Source organism: Oceanobacillus sojae (assembly GCF_900162665.1).
In the GTDB taxonomy this organism is placed as follows: Bacteria; Bacillota; Bacilli; order Bacillales; family Amphibacillaceae; genus Oceanobacillus; species Oceanobacillus sojae_A.
Map to the genome: position 1 here is coordinate 903,801 of NZ_LT727812.1, position 19,478 is coordinate 923,278.

Annotated in this window: 17 protein-coding genes and 1 riboswitch; of the genes, 5 read left to right on the top strand and 12 right to left on the bottom strand. The window is 38.1% G+C overall.

Annotation, left to right across the window (positions count from 1 at the left end):
- Positions 1-438: 438 nt before the first annotated feature.
- The 9 genes from pdaA to BN1068_RS15360 all read right to left on the bottom strand — a co-directional run bounded on the left by pdaA (position 439) and on the right by BN1068_RS15360 (position 8,576).
- Positions 439-1,221 (bottom strand): delta-lactam-biosynthetic de-N-acetylase, encoded by a 783-nt coding sequence (gene pdaA / locus BN1068_RS15320; protein ID WP_077603697.1) that lies wholly within the window; start codon positions 1,219-1,221, stop codon positions 439-441.
- A 62-nt stretch (positions 1,222-1,283) separates the two neighbouring features.
- Positions 1,284-2,591: a Na+/H+ antiporter family protein gene (locus tag BN1068_RS15325; RefSeq protein WP_077603698.1), complete on the bottom strand. Its 1,308-nt coding sequence runs from the start codon at positions 2,589-2,591 to the stop codon at positions 1,284-1,286.
- A gap of 351 nt (positions 2,592-2,942) precedes the next feature.
- Complete coding sequence (locus BN1068_RS15330; RefSeq protein ID WP_254846808.1) at positions 2,943-3,683, bottom strand: YfkD famly protein; 741 nt, start codon at positions 3,681-3,683, stop codon at positions 2,943-2,945.
- 196 nt (positions 3,684-3,879) lie between these two features.
- Positions 3,880-4,566, bottom strand: coding sequence for an amino acid ABC transporter permease (locus BN1068_RS15335; protein WP_077603700.1), 687 nt, complete (start codon positions 4,564-4,566; stop codon positions 3,880-3,882).
- A 9-nt stretch (positions 4,567-4,575) separates the two neighbouring features.
- Entirely contained in the window at positions 4,576-5,439 is an 864-nt protein-coding gene (locus BN1068_RS15340) for a transporter substrate-binding domain-containing protein (RefSeq protein WP_254846787.1), read from the bottom strand.
- Between the two features lie 190 nt (positions 5,440-5,629).
- Entirely contained in the window at positions 5,630-6,445 is an 816-nt protein-coding gene (locus BN1068_RS15345; protein WP_077604093.1) for a YihY/virulence factor BrkB family protein, read from the bottom strand.
- A 165-nt stretch (positions 6,446-6,610) separates the two neighbouring features.
- On the bottom strand, positions 6,611-6,907 hold the full coding sequence (locus tag BN1068_RS15350; RefSeq protein WP_077603701.1) for a YtxH domain-containing protein: 297 nt from the start codon (positions 6,905-6,907) through the stop codon (positions 6,611-6,613).
- A gap of 13 nt (positions 6,908-6,920) precedes the next feature.
- Complete coding sequence (locus BN1068_RS15355) at positions 6,921-7,388, bottom strand: low molecular weight protein-tyrosine-phosphatase (protein ID WP_311200297.1); 468 nt, start codon at positions 7,386-7,388, stop codon at positions 6,921-6,923.
- A gap of 192 nt (positions 7,389-7,580) precedes the next feature.
- On the bottom strand, positions 7,581-8,576 hold the full coding sequence (locus BN1068_RS15360; RefSeq protein WP_077603703.1) for a glutaminase: 996 nt from the start codon (positions 8,574-8,576) through the stop codon (positions 7,581-7,583).
- Between the two features lie 549 nt (positions 8,577-9,125).
- Positions 9,126-9,236: riboswitch (SAM riboswitch) on the top strand.
- Between the two features lie 92 nt (positions 9,237-9,328).
- Between BN1068_RS15360 and BN1068_RS15365 the strand changes: the two genes are divergently transcribed.
- The 3 genes from BN1068_RS15365 (at position 9,329) to BN1068_RS15375 (ending at position 12,340) form a co-directional block, all read left to right on the top strand.
- Entirely contained in the window at positions 9,329-10,135 is an 807-nt protein-coding gene (locus BN1068_RS15365; RefSeq protein ID WP_077603704.1) for a MetQ/NlpA family ABC transporter substrate-binding protein, read from the top strand.
- A 176-nt stretch (positions 10,136-10,311) separates the two neighbouring features.
- The gene (locus BN1068_RS15370) at positions 10,312-11,088 is read left to right on the top strand and encodes an enoyl-CoA hydratase/isomerase family protein (RefSeq protein ID WP_077603705.1); all 777 of its coding nucleotides are present in this window, start codon (positions 10,312-10,314) and stop codon (positions 11,086-11,088) included.
- 31 nt (positions 11,089-11,119) lie between these two features.
- The gene (locus BN1068_RS15375; protein ID WP_077603706.1) at positions 11,120-12,340 is read left to right on the top strand and encodes a CaiB/BaiF CoA transferase family protein; all 1,221 of its coding nucleotides are present in this window, start codon (positions 11,120-11,122) and stop codon (positions 12,338-12,340) included.
- Positions 12,341-12,432: 92 nt separating this feature from the next.
- Here BN1068_RS15375 and BN1068_RS15380 read toward each other — a convergent pair whose 3' ends face one another.
- On the bottom strand, positions 12,433-13,164 hold the full coding sequence (locus BN1068_RS15380) for a CAP domain-containing protein (protein WP_077603707.1): 732 nt from the start codon (positions 13,162-13,164) through the stop codon (positions 12,433-12,435).
- Positions 13,165-13,807: 643 nt separating this feature from the next.
- On the opposite strand from BN1068_RS15380, the gene mreBH reads away from it, so the two are divergent.
- Positions 13,808-14,815, top strand: coding sequence for a rod-share determining protein MreBH (mreBH, locus tag BN1068_RS15385; protein ID WP_077603708.1), 1,008 nt, complete (start codon positions 13,808-13,810; stop codon positions 14,813-14,815).
- Positions 14,816-15,130: 315 nt separating this feature from the next.
- On the opposite strand, the gene BN1068_RS15390 is transcribed toward mreBH, so the two are convergent.
- Positions 15,131-16,303, bottom strand: coding sequence for a saccharopine dehydrogenase family protein (locus tag BN1068_RS15390; RefSeq protein ID WP_077603709.1), 1,173 nt, complete (start codon positions 16,301-16,303; stop codon positions 15,131-15,133).
- Positions 16,304-16,346: 43 nt separating this feature from the next.
- The gene (locus tag BN1068_RS15395) at positions 16,347-17,846 is read right to left on the bottom strand and encodes an aldehyde dehydrogenase family protein (protein ID WP_077603710.1); all 1,500 of its coding nucleotides are present in this window, start codon (positions 17,844-17,846) and stop codon (positions 16,347-16,349) included.
- A 218-nt stretch (positions 17,847-18,064) separates the two neighbouring features.
- Between BN1068_RS15395 and BN1068_RS15400 the strand changes: the two genes are divergently transcribed.
- The gene (locus tag BN1068_RS15400; protein WP_077603711.1) at positions 18,065-19,420 is read left to right on the top strand and encodes a sodium-dependent transporter; all 1,356 of its coding nucleotides are present in this window, start codon (positions 18,065-18,067) and stop codon (positions 19,418-19,420) included.
- Positions 19,421-19,478 lie beyond the last annotated feature (58 nt).

Genomic DNA, 19,478 nt, shown 5'->3' on the forward strand with positions numbered 1-19,478 from the left:
TTATTTCAGTATAGAATATCCTGCTAGCGGAGGCGGACCGTTTTGACTCCTGAGGGATTAGCACCATCTGAAGATCCACTTTTGCCAAGTGATCTTCTTGGCAAAAGTTAGCTGAAGAGCGTGCCCCTAGGAAAGCAAAACGGTCCGCCGTAGCGGTCGCTTTAGACTTTACCTTCTATCTTTGTCAACAGATATATGGAAGAAATGATCAACCCCTGTTCTTATGGATAGGAAGTTACTTTTTAAAGTCCGAAAGTTGAGTAATTAAGTTAAAAATGAGTGTTATTTTATAGTTATCCGAACGAAAATATTATTTCAACCTCTATACAATGATTATTTTTTTGCAGTATAACAAAAAAACTGTCCTTTTAGAAGCACAAGGTTTTATCAGAACAATTTTTCTGATTTTCCCATCTCTTCTTTAAAAGGACAGTTTCTTTAATAAAGAAACTGCTTCGGCAATTGCTTACGCATCCATAAATCATCTAAGCTTTTAAATTGATATCCTTCTTCTTTTAAATCCTGAATTACTTTTTCCAGAGCAGCTGCATTATCGCTGGAGACAGCATGCAGTAAAATAATTGCTCCGGGATGGATCTGTTTCATAATCTCATCATAAGCGTAATCTGCGCCTTTTTGCGAGTTTGTCTCCCAATCCTTAAAGGCCAGTGACCAAAATACATGAACAAGTCCGAGTTCTGTTGACCATTTCAATGTATCTGAACTGAATGTCCCCCGCGGAGGTCTGACAAATATTAATTCATCCTGGTCACTCACCTCGGCAACTGCCTGCTCTAAGTCTGTCAGTTCTTTTTCAATGGCTTCCTTATTCATAATTGTAAAGTCCGGGTGATGGTAAGAGTGATTACCGATAATATGCCCTTCCTCCACCATTCTTTTGACCAAATCAGGCTCACTTTCTACATAATGTCCTGTTACAAAAAAAGTTGCAGGGACTTCTTCTTTCTTTAATACATCCAATATGTCAGAGGTAAAGCCCTGCTCGTAGCCGTTGTCAAAAGTAAGATAAAGATTTTTCTCTCCACTGTCATCCAGATAAAAGGCATTGTATTTATCCAATACTTCCTGGTACGACCCTATCTCTGGAGGTGTATGATTATTATTTTTCTGGTAGCCCCACCCATACGCGGAAGCTGTATTCCATGTGAAAGCACAAAAGAAAAAGGCAAGCGATAACAGGAAAGCGATTAGTTGTTTCATTCAAATCCCACCCGGTTTTTTCTCTTACCTTTTCCTTTTACCTCTATTATTATACGCTTTTCTTATAAAACCATCGCAGCAATCCACCCAAAAATAAATAACGGAATATTATAGTGTATAAACGTCGGGACACAAGTATCCCAAATGTGATTATGTTTCCCATCTGCATTAAGACCTGATGTCGGACCAAGTGTGCTGTCAGACGCTGGTGAACCTGCATCTCCTAATGCGCCGGCTGTTCCGACTAAAGCAGCTGTTGCTAATGGTGAAAAGCCTGCCGTCAGACATATAGGCACAAATAAAGCCGCAATAATTGGTATAGTTCCGAATGAAGTTCCAATGCCAATAGTGATAACCAATCCTAACAATAATAGTACAAATGCAATTAATGGCTTATTATCGCCTAATACCGAAGCGGAAGCCTCAACTAATTTATCGACAGCACCTGTTTCCTGCAACGTTTTTGCAAAGCCTGCTGCCACTAAAATAACGAATGAAATAGTTCCCATCATAGCGATTCCCTGTGTCATTACACTATCCAGCTCTCTATATGGAATAACGACCAATACGAACAGAGCAATAATTCCAGTTAATGAGCCTAAAATTAAGTTTCCTGTAATAATTTGTACAATCAGTGCTAATACAATGGCAACGAGTGTGAGTAAATGCTTCTTGTTGAATGTTACTTCCTCAACTAAATCCTCTTTTTGTATTTTAGCCTCTTTCACTTCACCGTTCTGCTTTTTATCTTTTCTATAAGTAACCAATACACCGATTAATAAACCGGCAATCATCCCCAGACCAGGAATAAGCATAGATAAAGTTACCTCATGGAGAGTGATTTCTGCACCGTTTGATTCCAGCCCTTTTAAAATCAAATCTTGGAATAATAATCCAAAACCAGCAGGAATCATAATATATGGTGCTTTCAAACCAAATGTCAGTGCGACCGCTACTGCACGGCGATCCATTCTCATTTGGTCAAATAATTTTAGTAATGGAGGAATTAAAATAGGAATAAAAGCGATGTGCACCGGTACTAAATTTTGAGATAAACACGCAATACCGGCTAATGCGAATAGCATCATTGTTTTCTTTCCTGTTAATACCCGAATTATAAAATTCACTAAAATCTTTGTAATTCCTGTGTAGCTGATAGCCACCGCAAAAGCACCTAATAAAACATAGCTGAGCGCTGTATTTGCAGAATCTCCCATCCCGCTCACCATTAATTTGACAGAATCAACAAACCCGAGTCCTGTCATTAAGCCTGCTGAAATAGCAGAAATAATAATAGCTAAAATAACATTTACTTTTAACAAACATAAAACAGTCATTAATAAGACTGCTGAGATAACAACCCATTCCATCTTACTTCCTCCAATAAATAATATCTTTAACACTTTATCATGATAAAGCAACAAAGAGGAAATTGCAAGAGATTTTTCTTTCCTGACAATACTTCGTTTGATCCATTCGTGTGAATCGTAATTCACACGAATGGATCAAAAGCACATATCAGGTCAATGAGGAATTATTTAGTTCAACTCATACAAATACCACCATTTAAGAGAAAAAGGACCGCCTATTGGCAATCCTTTGTTACAGAAATTAAAAATCATAGAATGATGCGGGAGTTAGCGTTTATTCAAAACTAGCTGCATCCAGTTCAAATCATCGAAATCAGGTCTATTATAAACAGGCCGCTTTTGGCATACATTTTATTTAACTTTAAAGGAGAAAGATAAATAATCCTGTACAGGTATCCAGGCGCCAATTCCTTGTTTTGTTACGTTTTTAATCTGAATCGTTTTATTGGATCCTTTTAATTCAATATAGACTTCTCCGAAGGTTACCTGTCCCTTTTCATTAACTGCAGGAGCATAGGCGTCCAGTATTCCATGCTTCTGAACCGGGATGTTATATGAATTTGCCAATTTTGTATTATGTCCAATAACGGTTTGATAAGATAGAGGCAATTTTGTTTTTTCGCTTGCCTTTAATAACATCATTGTTTTTACTTGTTCCGGATTACTTATTTTACTGGTCAGGGCACCTTTTATTTCTTTTTGTTCCTGTTGATAATAACTCATTTCCTGCGCCTGGTCACCGCCGACATTATTCATTTCATTCTTATTTATCAGCTGATATTCCCAGTTTACGTTGGATTCACTGGATTGATAATTTATCGGCCATCTTCCCAGATAAACCATACCGCGGTAGCCAATTGCAATGGGTGATGGTTTAATATTGCTTTCATTTAAAATTTTAATCAGCTCCGGATTTTCAATTGGTATACCAACACCTTCGATTAATTCCTTTGTTAGATCACTCGCCTCAATAATTTCCTGGTCCTCAGTTGAATTCGGGAATGTATTTTCTTTAGATACATCCAGTACATGACTAGGTATATCAGATTCTTTTTTCTCTTTTATTTCTTCAGCAAAACTATTCATCGGCATCCACAGCCATGTTAAACATAAGAGCAGCATAAAAAAACAGACACGATTGCATTTTTTCATTTCCGTACCTTCCTTTCTTTTTGTTTATTTTTTTCAGAAAGGAAGAAAACTATGCACCGGATGATTTGAGACTTTTTGGCAATTAAAAAGAGACATCCTTTTCATTTTAAAAGACGCCTCTTTTCATTCACTATATTTATTTTATAAATGCACTATACCTTTTCTCCAAACGCTCCTGCAACATGCCAATCAAAATACACACCGGCCAATAGATAAGTGCTACTAATACGTACATGGTCATTGCATCAAATTCTCTTCCAGCGACAATTTGCGCTTTTTGAAATAACTCAGGCACTGTTATCACTGCTGTTAAAGAAGTTGCCTTCACAATATCCATAAAAACATTTGTCAACGGAGGGATTGCAATCCGGGTAGCTTGAGGCAAAATAATTTTACGTAACGTCAGCCAGTAAGGCATATTCAACGCCCGTGACGATTCCCATTGTCCCTTCTCTACACTATTTAATGCGGATCTGTCAATTTCAGCAATATAGGCAGCACTATTCAAACCCAGTCCAATAATTGCAGCGTGAACAGCTGCAAGCTGAATTCCCGCTGAAGGCAACCCCAGGTACAGAATATATAAAAATACGATAATCGGTGTCCCTCGCATAAACGATATATACAGTCGTGCCGGCCACCTTAATAATCCATATTTAGAGCTTCTTGCCAAGGCTAACAACAGTCCTAAAATAAGTCCAATAAGCATACTTCCAATGGAAATAAGCAGGGTGATGGGAAGCCCTCCCAACACAAACGGCAAGTTCTCCCAGGCTAATTGAACATCAAAGAATCCTCCGAAATTCACATTTGATATATCCATTAATAACCTCTAAAAATCCAGACCTTCTACAATTTCAACTTCTACATCCGGTTCCTCAGAAGCATCTTCTTCATAGAATTCTTTTGCCAATTCGCTTAATGTACCATCTTCACGCATATCGTTTAAAGCACCGTTAATTTCTTCCTGCAGCTTACTTGCATCTTTTGGCATCATTATCGCCTGCTCAGTCGGATTAAATTTCAGTGTAGGATGCAGATGTAAATCAAAATCAGGGAATGCTGCTACCCCAAATTTAGTCAGATAATAATCATTTAATACCAAATCTGTTCGTCCTGTACTTATATCACTCAGATAAGCTTCATTTGGAGCGTTCCCATACGTTACAACCTCCGCCCCGAAATGCTCTGCAATTTGACTGTAAATAGTTGTAGCTGCTCCGCCCGCTTTTTTTCCTTCTAAATCATCAAGTGTTTCTATACCTGAATTATCCGATTCTCTTACCGCTGCCACAATATAAGAGAATTTATATGGATCAGAAAATCCAAATTTCTCCTGGTTTTTTTCTGTTATCGTTGCATCATTAGCTCCAACATCAATTCTGCCGCTATTAATTGCTGTAGCTAAATCATCCGCTCCCATGATTTCAAATTTAACCTCTAAATCTAAACGTTTCCCAATCTCTTTCATGATTTCCACAGTATAGCCTGTTAACTCATCATTCTCATCATAGTAGGATGCGCCAATCAGCGTTCCGGAAGTACCGGCCACGATTTCCCCTTTTTCCTGAATTTCCTCCCAATGCTTATCCTCTGCTTCGGCATTATCTTTGTTGTCATTGTCCCCTTCACCGCAAGCAGTCAATAAAAATACTGCGAGAAGCATAAAACTAAAAATAAATAAGTTCTTTCTCACTATAAAACCTCCCTGTATTATACGTTTTACACAGAAATAGTATAACAAAGAAAGGTTTATATGAAAACTATTTATTAATCTGTATAATAAATTTTAAAATGCATAATAACACACCCAACGAACGTATAATTAATGTTTCATTTCTTTTCACAAAAAAAATGAAACGGCGAGATAATTTGCCGTTTCATTTTTAAATTCTTTTCTGATTCAGAACCGTAGCATTTAGAATGCCGCCGGTAATAATAATAATTCCAAATAAATAGAACCAGATTAACAAAATAATGATCGTACCTAAGCTGCCATAAGTGGCGGAAAAATTTCCTAAGTTATGCACATAAAAGGAAAACCCCCAGGAGACCAGCTGCCAGGCAAGTGTTGCAAATGCTGTGCCCCAGACCACCTGTGAAAATTTGAGTCTCCGATTTGGTGCAAGCTTATACAAAAAGAGCAGTACTATAAAGAAGATAAGGGATGACGCTACCCATCGCAAGGTCCCCCATGCTGCTAAAAAAGTATCTGTAAAACCAATCCAGGAAAAAAGATATGTCCCAATCATTTTTCCAAATACCGGCAACAGCAAAGCTAATATAATAATTAAAACCATTCCTATTGTAAGCATCATCGCTACAAGCCGCGAAACCAGAAAGGAGCGGTCTGTCTTTATTCCGTAAGCATGGTTAAATGCTCTTGTAATTGCATTAACACCATTTGAAGCAGCCCATAATGTTCCAATGATACTGATGGAAAGCAAGCCGCTGTTTTGAACAGTTAATGATTGCAGATTCGTTGTAATCAGGCCCATCACCTGTTCCGGCGCAAAATCTCCAATTGTTTCCAAAATTAAATCCATATCAATCGGCAGGTACGGAATCAGGTTAAGTAAGAAGATTAAAAAAGGAAATAAAGACAAAATAAAGAAATAAGAAAGCTGAGCTGCTAATCCAAACACCTCGACTTCTCCATAACGTCTCCAAAAATCTTTGCCTATAATCTGAAGGTTTCGAATGCTGGTCCACCTGCCCTTATCACTTTTTGAACTTCCATTTTTAAATAGCTTGTTCAAAAAAGGAGAAGGGAGAAATTAAAATCTTACCTCCATACGAAATAAAGATAACATTTTATTTTTTACGTTTTTATCCTTCCAGCGTTCCTTACTTTTGAACATCCTGTATTAATCTATTGCTTTCCCTGAATATTTATTCGTAACTTTATCTAATGTTTGCTCCACTTGCTCTAAAGCATTCATAGCATTAGAAGATCCGCTCTCAAAAACATGATTCACCTTATCCACTGTTTTTTGCAGGCCTTGAATTGCTTCAGAAGGATTGCTGATATAATAAGATGATGCAGCTTTCATATCCTTTACTTTTCCGCAGGCATAACTGCGCGCTTCTTTGTCCAGCAATGATGCTGCTCCTCCTACAACTGCTCCTGCAATAACACCTAAAATAATTTTACGTTTTCCCATTAGTATCTCTCCTTTAATTTAAATGATGCTTTTCTTTTAAAAATTGAAGTAACCCGTAACAGCCTTCTGAAACTAATCGATTCGTTTGTCCGAAATCTCCTGTGTAATATGGATCAGGAATGTCATCTTCTTCTATGTCTTCCACAAACTCCATTAATTTCACAACTGCTGTTTTCTCATGATTGTTGGACCCGGTAAGCGTATTATAATTATTTTGATCCATCGCAACCATATAATCAAACTGCTCAAAATCATCGGCTGTAAGCAGCCTTGATTTCACTCCGTCATAGGAAATGCCCTGCTGATCAAGTATTTCCTTGGTTCCCGGATGAGGTGATTGCCCGAGATGCCAGTCACCAGTACCGCAAGAATCAACCTCTATCTTATCTTCCAGATGCTCTTTCTTAACAAGATCCCTGAATATTGCTTCCGCCATCGGGGAACGGCAAATATTACCTAAACAAACAAATAAAACACGCACCAATCGCTATTCACCCCATTCATCTCGCGTCAGCTTAAAAATAAGCCCTTCTCAATGAACACCCTAAACAGTGCTTAATAAGTTTAGGGTGTTTTGCTGTAACTCCATTATAAGCAACTTAGCCCGATAAGCAAAGAGTTAATTGTAGAAAGTTGTTATCCTGCTTCCATTTTTGTCGAAAAGATACAGACGCTAAAACACGCTCATATCCCAGCTGTTTGCAATATGACGGAGCAATTTAATTCCTGCAACACTATTTCCCTGCTTATCCAATGCCGGCCCAAATACACCAATACCGCAGCCATCTAAAAAGGGCAAATCATTATCACGGACCCTTGGCGGTACGACTGCTAAAATACCTCCAGAAACACCACTTTTTGCAGGAATACCGACATAGGAAGCAAATTTCCCGGAAGCATCATACATACCACATGTTAACATCAGAGATTTGGCAATTCGAGCTACATTCTTAGGGATAATTATTTCTTCTGTATCAGGATGAACTCCGTCGTTTGAAAGAACCAGTCCAATTCGGGCTAAATCATCGGTCGTAATATTAATGGAGCATTGTTTAAAATAAGTTTCCAGCGTTACTCCCAAGTCCGACTCCAAATACCCCTCTTCCAGCAAATAGTAGCCAATAGCCCGATTACGCATCGATGTATCACGTTCAGACACATAAACATCTACATCAATTTCAGGTCTGTAGCCGATTATTTTTTCCATTAAGTTAAATAATGGCTCCAGCTTTTCATCTGATGTATTTCCATTTAATAAAGAAGATACTGTAATCGCTCCTGAATTTACCAAAGGATTAAAAGGGCGCTTCGGATTATTAATTTGCAAATGCATTATGGAATTAAATGCTTCCCCAGTCGGCTCTACATCTACACGCTGCAAAACATAGGTTATTCCCCTATCAATACATGCAACAATAAAACTGAGAACCTTGGATATACTTTGAATGGAGAAGGAGTGATTTAAATCTCCTGAACGGATTTGCATCCCTCCCTTACCAATAATCGTAATACCTAAAGCATCAGGGTCTGCTTCCTCTAATTTCGGTATGTAATCAGCAACCTTCCCCGTATCTGTCTGTTTCTTAAAAAAAGCCACCCAATTATCTACATATTCCTGAAGCCATTGTTTATTTTTTTCAGTATTTAAATTTACATATCCTTGTACCATGTATTGACACCTCACTTCTATATAATAGTAAATATCAGTTCGTGTTCAAAAAAGCCAATAAAAAGAACTGATTGACTAAGCTCGAAACATTCCTGAACATCCTTTATAAGAACTATACCCCGTATAACAATTATTTACCCATTAACATACTTAATATTAATTATTTGTGTTTTAAAAGGAAATAATACTGTTCAAAAACAAATAAAATTATAATAATTGAGAAAAACCAAGAAAATCAATTAGTCTTTAAAATACTGGTTTTCTTGCCAAGGAGATGTCCGCTGCGATGGTTTTCGATAGGGCGAGTAATCGCAGTCCCGGAAGAAATACACGGAGACTCCTGTGGGAATGCGCAGTGGAAAGACCCCGCAGGAAAAAAGTGCTCTTCTTTTTTTCGAGGAGATGAGCTCGGGGCCCACGGAAAGCGGAGTGTATTTCTGGAGCGGCTATTCTTTAGCAATTTTTATATTCCTATTATTTAAAAAAGTATTGACTTAAATGAAAATTTAGATTAACTTATTACTTAATAATAAAATTGAATCCTAATATCTCTTATCAAGAGTAGCTGAGGGACTGGCCCGTTGAAGCTCGGCAACCTTTTATGTTTAGGCATAAAAAGGTGCTAAATCCTGCAAAACGATACGTTTTGAAAGATAAGAGAGGAATTTTGTACATTGGACAAGCCTCTCTTTCTTTCATTCGAAGTAAGAGAGGCTTTCTTTTTTTATTAAAAAAATACGAGGTGGAAGAACATGAAGAAATTAGCATTACTAGCTGTTATTTTATTATCCGGGATACTCGCCGCCTGCGGTAAAAATGCTGAAGCACTCAGCGAAGACAAACTGATTGTCGGTGTTACTGCCGGACCGCAGGAGCAAATTTTAGAAGTCGCTGCAGAGGTTGCTGAAGAAGAAGGACTTGAAATAGAAATAAAAACCTTCTCTGATTATGTGCTGCCAAATACAACATTAGATGAAGGAGATCTGGATGCAAACAGCTATCAGCACAAACCATTCTTGGATGAATTTAATGAAAACCATAATACAGATTTAGTACCGGTTGGAGAGACTATTTTAAATCCAATGGGTGTTTACTCAGAAAAATATGACAGTATTGAGGACCTCCCTCAAGGTGCAACATTCGGGCTTCCGAACGATCCATCTAACGGAAGCAGATCTCTATTCATTTTAGAAGAAGCCGGTTTGATTACGCTTGATGAAGAAAGCAAAGAAACAGCGTCTATTCATGATGTTATTGATAATCCGCTTGATCTGGAATTTGTAGAATTAGATGCTGCCCAAATCCCTAATCAATTAAGTGAAGTAGACGCTGCAGCGATTAATACGAACTTCGCTTTAGGAGCTGGAATCAGCCCGAAAGATGACTCTATCCTGCTGGAATCTACTAACTCACCATATGTAAACTACATTGTTGTCCGTGCGGAAAATGAGGATGATCCAGTCGTAGAAACACTGGTTAACGCTTATCAGTCTGATAAAGTAAAAGCATTTATTGAAGAAGAATTTGAAGGCTCCATAATCCCGGGCTGGGAAGATTAAAATAGTTATTAATGTGTTAACTTGCAGCATGACTCTTACTCCAAGAAAGAAAACGTTAAATCAATTTTTAGCGGGGGATGAAAAAAGCTTCTCCCCCTAAACGAGATTTCATATTACCTATATCAATACATATCTGGATATTGACAAAATAATCATTACGAAGGGATTTATTTTATATGTCTAATTATCTTTATATCGAAAGAAATGGCTCCATTGCAACGATTGTTATTAATCGGCCCGAAAAAAAGAACTGCTTCTCTCTGGCGATGTTCCGTCACCTTGAGGATTTATTGGATGAATTAAAAGAAGATCCATCAGTGAAATTCCTGATCCTTCGGGGTGTTAATGATACTGCATTTTCTGCCGGTGCTGATATCAATGAGTTTCTGGAAGTCCGCCTGCATGCTGAAAAAGCAAAAGCATATAACGATTTTGCACTTGGAGCTATTGAAAAGCTCTATCGCTTTCCCAGACCGACAGCAGCGTTAATTCAGACACTTGCTATCGGCGGAGGACTTGAACTGGCTAATTCATGTGATTTTCGCTTTGCAACGAAAGGAAGCAAGCTTGGCATTACAGCAGCCAATATCGGAATCATTTACAATCTGACAAGCACCAAACGTCTATTTAATCTGGTTGGACCATCCCAAGCAAAGAAATTACTTTATACAGCAGAATTAATTACGGCGGAAAAAGGCGAAGAAATTGGCCTTATCGATTTTGTCTGTAATCCTCAGGAAATCGAGCAGGATGTTAATACTTTTGCAAAACGTGTGCTACAAAAATCCTCTGTTGCCAATGCAGGAATTAAACAGGTCATCCAGGCAATTATTGATGGTGAAAATCAGGAAACAGAAGATATCGCAAATCTTGTCTTAGACTCTTACAGCTCAATTGATTATACAGAAGGCATTCAAGCCTTTTTAGAAAAACGGAAACCAGATTTTTCTTAATTAAGGGTTTTCTATAAAGGAGAGAAATATATTGGAACAAGCTCTTAAAGGAATGAAAGTCGTAGATTTATCTCAGGTTCTTGCCGGTCCTTATTGCACAATGGTATTTGGCGACATGGGAGCGGATGTTATTAAAGTGGAGAAATATCCGCTGGGTGATGATACACGGACAATGGGACCTTATATTAATGAAGAAAGCTATATGTACATGATGGTAAATCGCAATAAGCGGGGAATGTGCGTAAATTTAAAAACGGAAGCAGGATTAAAGGTTTTCTATGACCTGATTAAGGATGCAGATGTTCTCGTTGAAAATTACCGCCCCGGCGTTACCAAAAAGCTCGGTATTGATTATGAAATATTAAAAGAAATTAATTCAGATATTATCTATTGTTCTATTTCTGGCTATGGGCAAACAGGGCCTTATCGTGATAAGGGCGGATTCGATATTATGGCACAGGGACTTTCCGGTTTAATTGATATGACTGGTGACAAAGAAGGTAAACCTGCAAAAGTAGGTATCGCTATCCATGACATTGCTGCTGCAGAAACAGCCATTCAATCTATTCTAGCAGCTTATATTCATCGGCTTAAAGGAGGAAAAGGACAATATATTGATATTTCCCTCGTCGATTCCGGGTTAGCATGGACTGTCTGGGAGGCTGCTGCCTTTTTTGGAAAAGGTGAGGTTGCAGCCCGTAATGGTACAGCACACCGTGTTTCAGCTCCTTATCAGGGATTTAAAACAAAGGATGGCTTCATCCTGATTGGTGCCGGAAATCAGAAACTGTGGGAAAATCTATGTCAGCACGTTCTTCATAAACCGGAATGGATTAATGAGGAGCGTTTCTTAACAAATAGTATTCGTGCAGGAAACGTAGAAGAGTTAGAAGCAGAGATGGAGAAAATATTAACAGGCAATACCTCTGACTATTGGTTAAATTTATTAGAAAAGCATGGAATTCCATCTGGTCCAATCTTATCCTATGATCAGGCTCTCGGTAATGAACAGATTCAAGCACGGGACATGATTTTAGATTATGAGCACCCGGCAGGCGGCTCCATGAAAACACTCGGTTTTCCAGCTAAATTTTCCGAAACTCCCGGCAAACTTCAAAAACCGGCTCCGCTTTTGGGGCAGCATAATAATGAAATACTTGAAGAACTTGGCTACAGTCTGGAAGACCTGAAGCAGTTAACAAATAACAATATATTAAAAGTTAATCAGACTAATGAAAAAGTAAATTCATAATAAAAAAACCTTTCCGCACGGGTGTACTACCTTTTTAAAAGATAGTTATTCCAGCGGAAAGGTTTTTTATTTAAACTATAAAGTTCATCTGCTTATTTTCCAATAAACATTTGTGTCCAGTAGTTACCGTCTTCTACGTAACCAATTCCAATATGAGTGAAATCACCGTTCATGATGTTTTCACGGTGTCCTTCACTATTCATCCATGCATCTACTACTTCTTCTGGAGACTGTTGCCCTTGAGCAATGTTTTCACCAGCAGTGCTGTAATCAATACCGAAGCTTTGCATCATATCAAATGGGGAACCATAGTTTGGGCTATTGTGATCAAAATAGTTGTTTGCCTGCATATCCTTCGATTTCTCGCGGGCTACTTTGCTTAACTCCGTATCTAATTCAAGTGGAGCAAGTCCTTGTTTTTCTCTTTCCTGGTTTGTTAAGTCAACTACTTCTTGTTCAAATTGACTAACGTCACCATCAGCTTGCTGATCTTCTGTATTTTTCTCAGCTTCTTCATTATTACCAGTCTCTTCTTTATTTGCTTGCTCAGAAGACTGATTTTCTGCTGGCGCTTCTGCCTCTGCTTCAGCTTCAGCGTTTGGAGCAGCTTCTCCATTTATCATATTAAAGCAATCGAAGCCAGTTTGTTCGAATTGCTCATTATTTAATTCGTTCCAGCCTTGTCCATTAACTGAATAATAAACCTGCATAGAATTTTGAGGAGAAGCTCCATTATTTGCAGATGCTTCTGCATTAGAAACAAATGCTCCTCCAAATAATACAGTTGCTGACAACGCAGTCGCAATGCCTACTTTCTTAAACATGCACATACACTCCTTTGTTTTGTTGTTTTGTTTTGTGCAAAATGATCATAACACGGGTTTTTCTGTAATATTTGAAATAAATAAGGCAAGGTTTACCAGACTCATTTTTCAGGCATTAATTTCTTGCTCTTAAACTTGTAAAAGCCTATCAAATCTACTATTCTAAATTGGGTATATTTCTCCTGTGCTGGAAATTAAACAATAGACAGGAAATCATTTCTATAAAACGAATATTGACAAGTTTCTACAGCGGGTCTAATGTTACATTATAAGCATAATTGTAACGAAAATGTTACTTGATTTCATTTCTTTTATGTTTTATTTTATAGACTAGTTCTTTCTATATAAGTAAAGGGAGTTTAATACCCCCAGAAAAACAATTATTTGATAGAATAGTATTTTAAGAAACTGTATTAAAAATAGAACTGTATAACGAATGTATAAATGAAATAACCATTTAGGTTCAAAAGACCTGCAATAAGAATGTATTAATTAGACTTTTGAACACGATCTAATACGGAAAAGTGTCGTAAATTGTCTTTTCTGTCTACAAAAGGAGGTTCAAAAAACCTGATAAACAGGATTTTTTGAACACGTATTATAATAGAAATAAAAAAATGTATTTATATGGAGGATTTTATATATGTTTTCAAGCGCTGAAATTGGAATTGATTTAGGAACTGCAAATATCCTGGTGTATTCAAAGTCAAAAGGAATTGTATTAAACGAACCATGTGTCGTAGCAATTGATGTGAACACAAAACAGGTTATGGCCGTAGGAACAGAAGCAAAAGAAATGGTTGGTAAGACACCAAAGAACATCATTCCGATCCGTCCTTTAAAAGATGGAGTTATTGCTGATTATGATGTTACTGCCCAATTACTGAAAGAACTGCTTAAAAAGGTAAGCAAAACACTGGGGATGTCTATGCGTAAACCGAATGTTATTGTATGTACACCGTCTGGCAGTACAAGCGTGGAAAGAAGAGCAATCCATAATGCTGTATCAAGCTATGGTGCGAAACAAGTTCATTTAATTGAAGAACCTGTGGCAGCAGCTATCGGTGCAGATCTGCCTGTAGATGAACCTTATGCAAATGTTATTGTGGACATCGGCGGCGGAACATCTGAAGTTGGTATTATTTCCTTTGGCGGAATTGTATCCTGCAATTCTGTGCGTACAGCCGGAGACAAAATGGATGAAGAAATTATTCAGCATATCCGTAAGCAATACAATATTTTGATCGGGGAACGTACTGCCGAAAATATTAAAATGGAAATTGGGTATGCACATCCAAATCATAAGGAAGAAACAATGGAAATTCGCGGTCGTGATATGGTTACAGGACTTCCAAAAACGATTGAGATTACTTCTACAGAGATTTATGCATCTCTAAAAGAATCCTTAGAACAAATCCTGGAAGCAATTCGTGCAACATTGGAAGAATGCCCGCCTGAATTAAGTGGTGACATTGTGGATAATGGTATTGTTCTTACTGGTGGAGGTTCCCTGCTGAACGGTATGCAGGAGTGGCTTGCTGAGGAGATCAGTGTTCCTGTTCATATGGCTCCAAGTCCATTAGAATCTGTTGCAATTGGAACTGGCCGTGCGTTAAAAATGATTCATAAACTGCAAAAAGCAGCAAAATAGAACTTGTATTTTCTCTAGAGAATATATATACCGGTATTTGTTTTTAATTAATTTTATATATAATCTGCAGGATTTTCTTATGCCTGCAGATTATACAGCCTTTTAAAAACTTGATTTAAAAAGGCTTTTTAAAGATGCTTTAAAGAACTGTTTCTCTTCAAAAAGAAATCAGACAATGAGCTCATCTGATTTCTTTTGAGATTCAGCCTCCTATTTACTTCAAATGCAGAAAAAATAACCTCTTCCTTTTTTAAAATTAACATTTGGGAAGCTTCTTTGTCATGGTTTCATATGAGATTGCTTTCTTTCACTTGATCAGGAAATCGTTGAGTGGTTCTCCATGGATATTTTCTCTTTTATGATTACTCCTCTTTTCGCCATTTCTTCGATATAAGCTTCTCCCGGGATAATTTTTTCAGGAGGGTAGACTCCTTTTTTAGTAATTGTTCCATCAGCGATCATTTGGGCAGCAACAGAAATGGTGTTTGCAGTAGCACGTGCCATCGCTGTTACCCCTGTCTGCTGATCTTTGTATGTTGTCATTTCATATGTGAATTGTGTTTTTACCTGCTTATTATAGCCTTTAATAATCGCACGTAATAAAACGGCATCTTCTTTATCTTTTAAATCAACAATTGGATCAAGTACCTTTAATAAAACCTTTCGGGGGCTGATTTGTACACCGTCCACAACTACTTCATAATTATTCCTGGTCAGGTTCAAATCTACTAACAGCTTAAATTTCTCAGCATGCCCGGAATAGCGGATTGTTTTATACTCCAGTGTATCTAAAAAAGGAAAGGATTTTGTCAGTGTCGATGTTCCGCCTGACGTATGGAATGCTTCCAGTTCTCCAAAATCATCAAATGTAATGGATTCAATTTCTGATAAAGAAGGAACTGTAATCAATTTATTTTCGCGTATAATTTCTGACGGATCGGTATAATGATCCAGTACTCCCTCCATCGAAAAGACATGATTATATTTTAAAGGGGCTTCAGGATGAACCGGAATTCCACCCACAAACAATTGAATCGATGCTGCTTTTTCTAATTTACTGACACCATAACCGGATAATATATTAATCATACCCGGTGCCACACCTAAATCAGGGATAATGGTTACGCCTGCCGCTCTTGCCTTTCCTTCTAAATCCAGAACTTTATCGGTAATATGATCAATATGACCACCTAAATCAACAACAGAAGTACCTACTTTAATACCTGTTTTCGCAACAATTTCATTAAAGGTATAAAATAACGCATTCACAATAACATCAAAACGGCTCATAAAATCTGCAAGCTCATCTTCATTCTTCGCATTCACCTGGTAGGCTGTCATTAATGGAGACTGTAATTGATAGCAAATGTCCTGAGCCCGCTGTAAATCTATATCGGCAAGCCCAATCTCTTTAATGCCATCACTTCCCGCCAGATCTCTTGCTACTTCTTTTCCCATGAGACCGGTTCCTAATACACCTATTTTCATGCAAATTCCTCCTTTTCTTACTGCTTTTAAAGGCACTTACAGTTTATGCATCTGTATCGATTTGGGCACGCTGGAGCTTCCCGCTATAATCGACATAGACTGCCTTCCACTCTGTAAAAACGTCAAGCGCCTGCACCCCGGAATCACGATGCCCATTCCCTGTTCCCTTAGTTCCTCCAAAAGGTAAATGAATCTCTGCACCTGTTGTTCCGGCATTTACATAAACAATTCCAGTATCTAAATCGCGCTGTGCTTTAAAAACACGATTAACATCCTGTGTAAAAATAGAGCTGGACAGGCCATACTTCACTTTATTATTTGCAGCGATTGCCTCATCAAAATCATTCACCTCGATAAGTGAAACTACCGGCCCAAAAATTTCTTCCTGAGCAATCCGCATATCTATGGTGACATCTGAAAACAGTGTCGGTTCAAAATAAAAGCCATTCTCATAATTTTCCACTGTCAGCTGCTTTCCGCCAGTAACTAAATTTGCCCCCTCTTCTTTTCCGATCTCAATATATTTTAAAATCTTATCTAATCCGGCCTGATTAATAATTGGACCGACTTTAATATTTGGATTAAGTCCATCCCCTATGGTTAAATCTTTCATTGCCTTCAGCAGCCGGTTCTCCAGTTCTTTGCGGACATCTTTATGAACAATTACACGGCTGCAGGCTGTACAGCGCTGTCCGCTCGTTCCAAAAGCGCTCCATAGAATTCCTTCCACCGCTAAATCTATATCGGCGTCTTCCATGACAATCACTGCATTTTTACCGCCCATTTCCAGAGATACCTTTTTCAATTGTCTTCCGCATTCTGTAGCAACTTGTCTGCCTGTCTCATTGGAGCCGGTAAAAGAGATAACACGGATAGCTTCATGGTTAATCATAGCCTGACCGATTGTCGCTCCTGATCCATATACAACATTGATAACTCCTTTTGGCAATCCTGCTTCCTCAAATATCTTTGCCAGTGCTTTTGCCATAAACGGTGTTTCTGAAGACGGCTTCCAGATAACTGCATTTCCGGAAACAATTGCAGGAAATGACTTCCAGGTCGCTATCGCAATCGGAAAATTCCACGGTGTAATAATTCCCACCACGCCAACCGGGCATCTCTGGCTCATCGCAAATTTATCTTTTAATTCAGATGGTGTTGTCTGCCCAAATAAACGTCTTCCCTCCCCAGCCATATAAAAAGCCATATCTATTCCTTCCTGAACTTCTCCACGTGCTTCCTCAATTACTTTTCCATTTTCCAATGTTAACAGCTGAGACAGCCTTTCCTTCTGCTCCTTCATCTTTATCCCTACTTTATACAGCAGTTCAGCACGCTGTGGGGCAGGCACACCCGCCCATTCCTTTTGAGCAATACGTGCGGATTCCGCAGCCATATCAATAGCGGCTGCATCAGAATTTGGAATTTCTGCAAGTACTTCTCCATTAGCAGGGTTATACACCTTTTCCTTACTGGAAACCTCTATCCATTCTCCATTAATAAAGTTTTTTAAGTTCTTCTCCTTCGATGTAAGCGTTATCATTTTAATTCCTCCTGTTCTCATTAAAATACTGTTTCCGATATTACTTTCTATTCTTTCTAATTCTAGTATAATGGAAGCTCAAATATGTTTACAACTATTTTCAAATAATATTCAGAAAATGAAAACAATGTTATTTTTAAATGCATGAAGCTCACTGAATGTAATTGGGTTTTATGGTATACTGAACATTGATTTTTGATAGGAAGGATTTTACGAATATGGAAAAAAAGACAGAACAATGGTCAACTAGACTTGGATTTATTTTATCTTCTGCCGGTGCTGCAGTCGGGTTGGGTGCTATTTGGAAATTCCCGTATATGACCGGGATGAACGGCGGAGGAGCATTTTTCTTTATTTTTATATTATTTACTGTTCTGATTGGCCTTCCCCTGCTTATTGCTGAATTTGTTATTGGGCGCGGGGCTCAAAAGGAGGCAGTCAGTGCATATCAAAAGCTTGCACCCAAAAAGAGCATCTTCTCTTTCATTGGACATTGGGGAGTAATCGGTGCGTTTATTTTAATGTCCTTTTACAGTGTTGTTGGCGGCTGGGTATTAATCTATAGCCTGATGTCTCTTCCCGGCATGATTATCACAGACAACGCAGATTATGGAGCATTATTTGATATGATTACCGGAAATCCGCTGATTACCGTTGCAGGTCTTGCGGTATTCGTGTTTTTTAATTCCTTTGTTATCTCTAATGGAATTAAAAATGGCATCGAAAAATATAGTAAAATACTGATGCCTTTATTATTTATCTTTTTTATTATTATTGTGGTTCGTGCTTTAACCTTTGAAGGTGCTATGGAAGGTGTACGCTTCTTCCTGCAGCCTGATTTTTCACAGTTAAATGGCGAGAATATTTTATATGCATTAGGACAGGCCTTCTTCTCTCTTGCTGTCGGGATATCCGTTATGGTTACCTACAGCTCTTATCTTGCTAAGAATGTCAGTTTAACGAAATCTGCAGCTTCTGTTTCTGTCATGAACATTCTGGTATCTTTACTTGCCGGCTTAGCAATTTTCCCGATTGTATTCTCATTCGGGCTTGAACCGGCAGAAGGACCCGGGCTATTATTTGTCGTTCTTCCGGAAGCATTCTCACAAATGCCTTTTGGAGAAATATTCTTGAGTTTATTTCTTTTCTTATTCCTGTTTGCGATATTAACTTCTTCCTTCAGCATGCTGGAGATAATTACTGCTTCTATGAATGAGAAAATGAAGGCATCACGTAAACAAATTGCCTGGGCTGCCGGAGCGGCTGTATTTATTTTCGGTATACCTGCAGCTTTGTCGTCCAATGTTCTTGCTGATTTTCATATTTTCGGAAAAACAGCATTCGATGCAAGTGATTTCTTAGTCAGTAACATTATGCTTCCTGGCGGCTGTTTACTGATTGCGTTATTTGTAGGTTTTAAAATGAATCGTACATTAGTTGAACAGGAGTTTCATGCGGGCAATCAATTTGGTAACGGAATGTTTCAAATATGGTATCAAATATTACGTTGGCTTGCTCCAGTTATGATTATTATTGTTTTTCTTTATTCAATTAGAGATATTTTGAACGTATAAGAATAAAACTCTCTGCTTCGGTGGAGAGTTTTTTTAAGAGGATGTTCAAAAAGTCCAA

Coding starts and splice junctions, on each gene's coding strand:
- BN1068_RS15395 (WP_077603710.1), bottom strand. CDS start 17,846: ATGATAACGCTTACATCGAAGGAGAAGAACTTAAAAAACTTTATTAAT.
- BN1068_RS15365 (WP_077603704.1), top strand. CDS start 9,329: ATGAAGAAATTAGCATTACTAGCTGTTATTTTATTATCCGGGATACTC.
- BN1068_RS15350 (WP_077603701.1), bottom strand. CDS start 6,907: ATGGGAAAACGTAAAATTATTTTAGGTGTTATTGCAGGAGCAGTTGTA.
- mreBH (WP_077603708.1), top strand. CDS start 13,808: ATGTTTTCAAGCGCTGAAATTGGAATTGATTTAGGAACTGCAAATATC.
- BN1068_RS15390 (WP_077603709.1), bottom strand. CDS start 16,303: ATGAAAATAGGTGTATTAGGAACCGGTCTCATGGGAAAAGAAGTAGCA.
- BN1068_RS15325 (WP_077603698.1), bottom strand. CDS start 2,591: ATGGAATGGGTTGTTATCTCAGCAGTCTTATTAATGACTGTTTTATGT.
- BN1068_RS15335 (WP_077603700.1), bottom strand. CDS start 4,566: ATGGATATATCAAATGTGAATTTCGGAGGATTCTTTGATGTTCAATTA.
- BN1068_RS15330 (WP_254846808.1), bottom strand. CDS start 3,683: ATGCCGATGAATAGTTTTGCTGAAGAAATAAAAGAGAAAAAAGAATCT.
- pdaA (WP_077603697.1), bottom strand. CDS start 1,221: ATGAAACAACTAATCGCTTTCCTGTTATCGCTTGCCTTTTTCTTTTGT.
- BN1068_RS15370 (WP_077603705.1), top strand. CDS start 10,312: ATGTCTAATTATCTTTATATCGAAAGAAATGGCTCCATTGCAACGATT.
- BN1068_RS15400 (WP_077603711.1), top strand. CDS start 18,065: ATGGAAAAAAAGACAGAACAATGGTCAACTAGACTTGGATTTATTTTA.
- BN1068_RS15380 (WP_077603707.1), bottom strand. CDS start 13,164: ATGTTTAAGAAAGTAGGCATTGCGACTGCGTTGTCAGCAACTGTATTA.
- BN1068_RS15360 (WP_077603703.1), bottom strand. CDS start 8,576: ATGGTACAAGGATATGTAAATTTAAATACTGAAAAAAATAAACAATGG.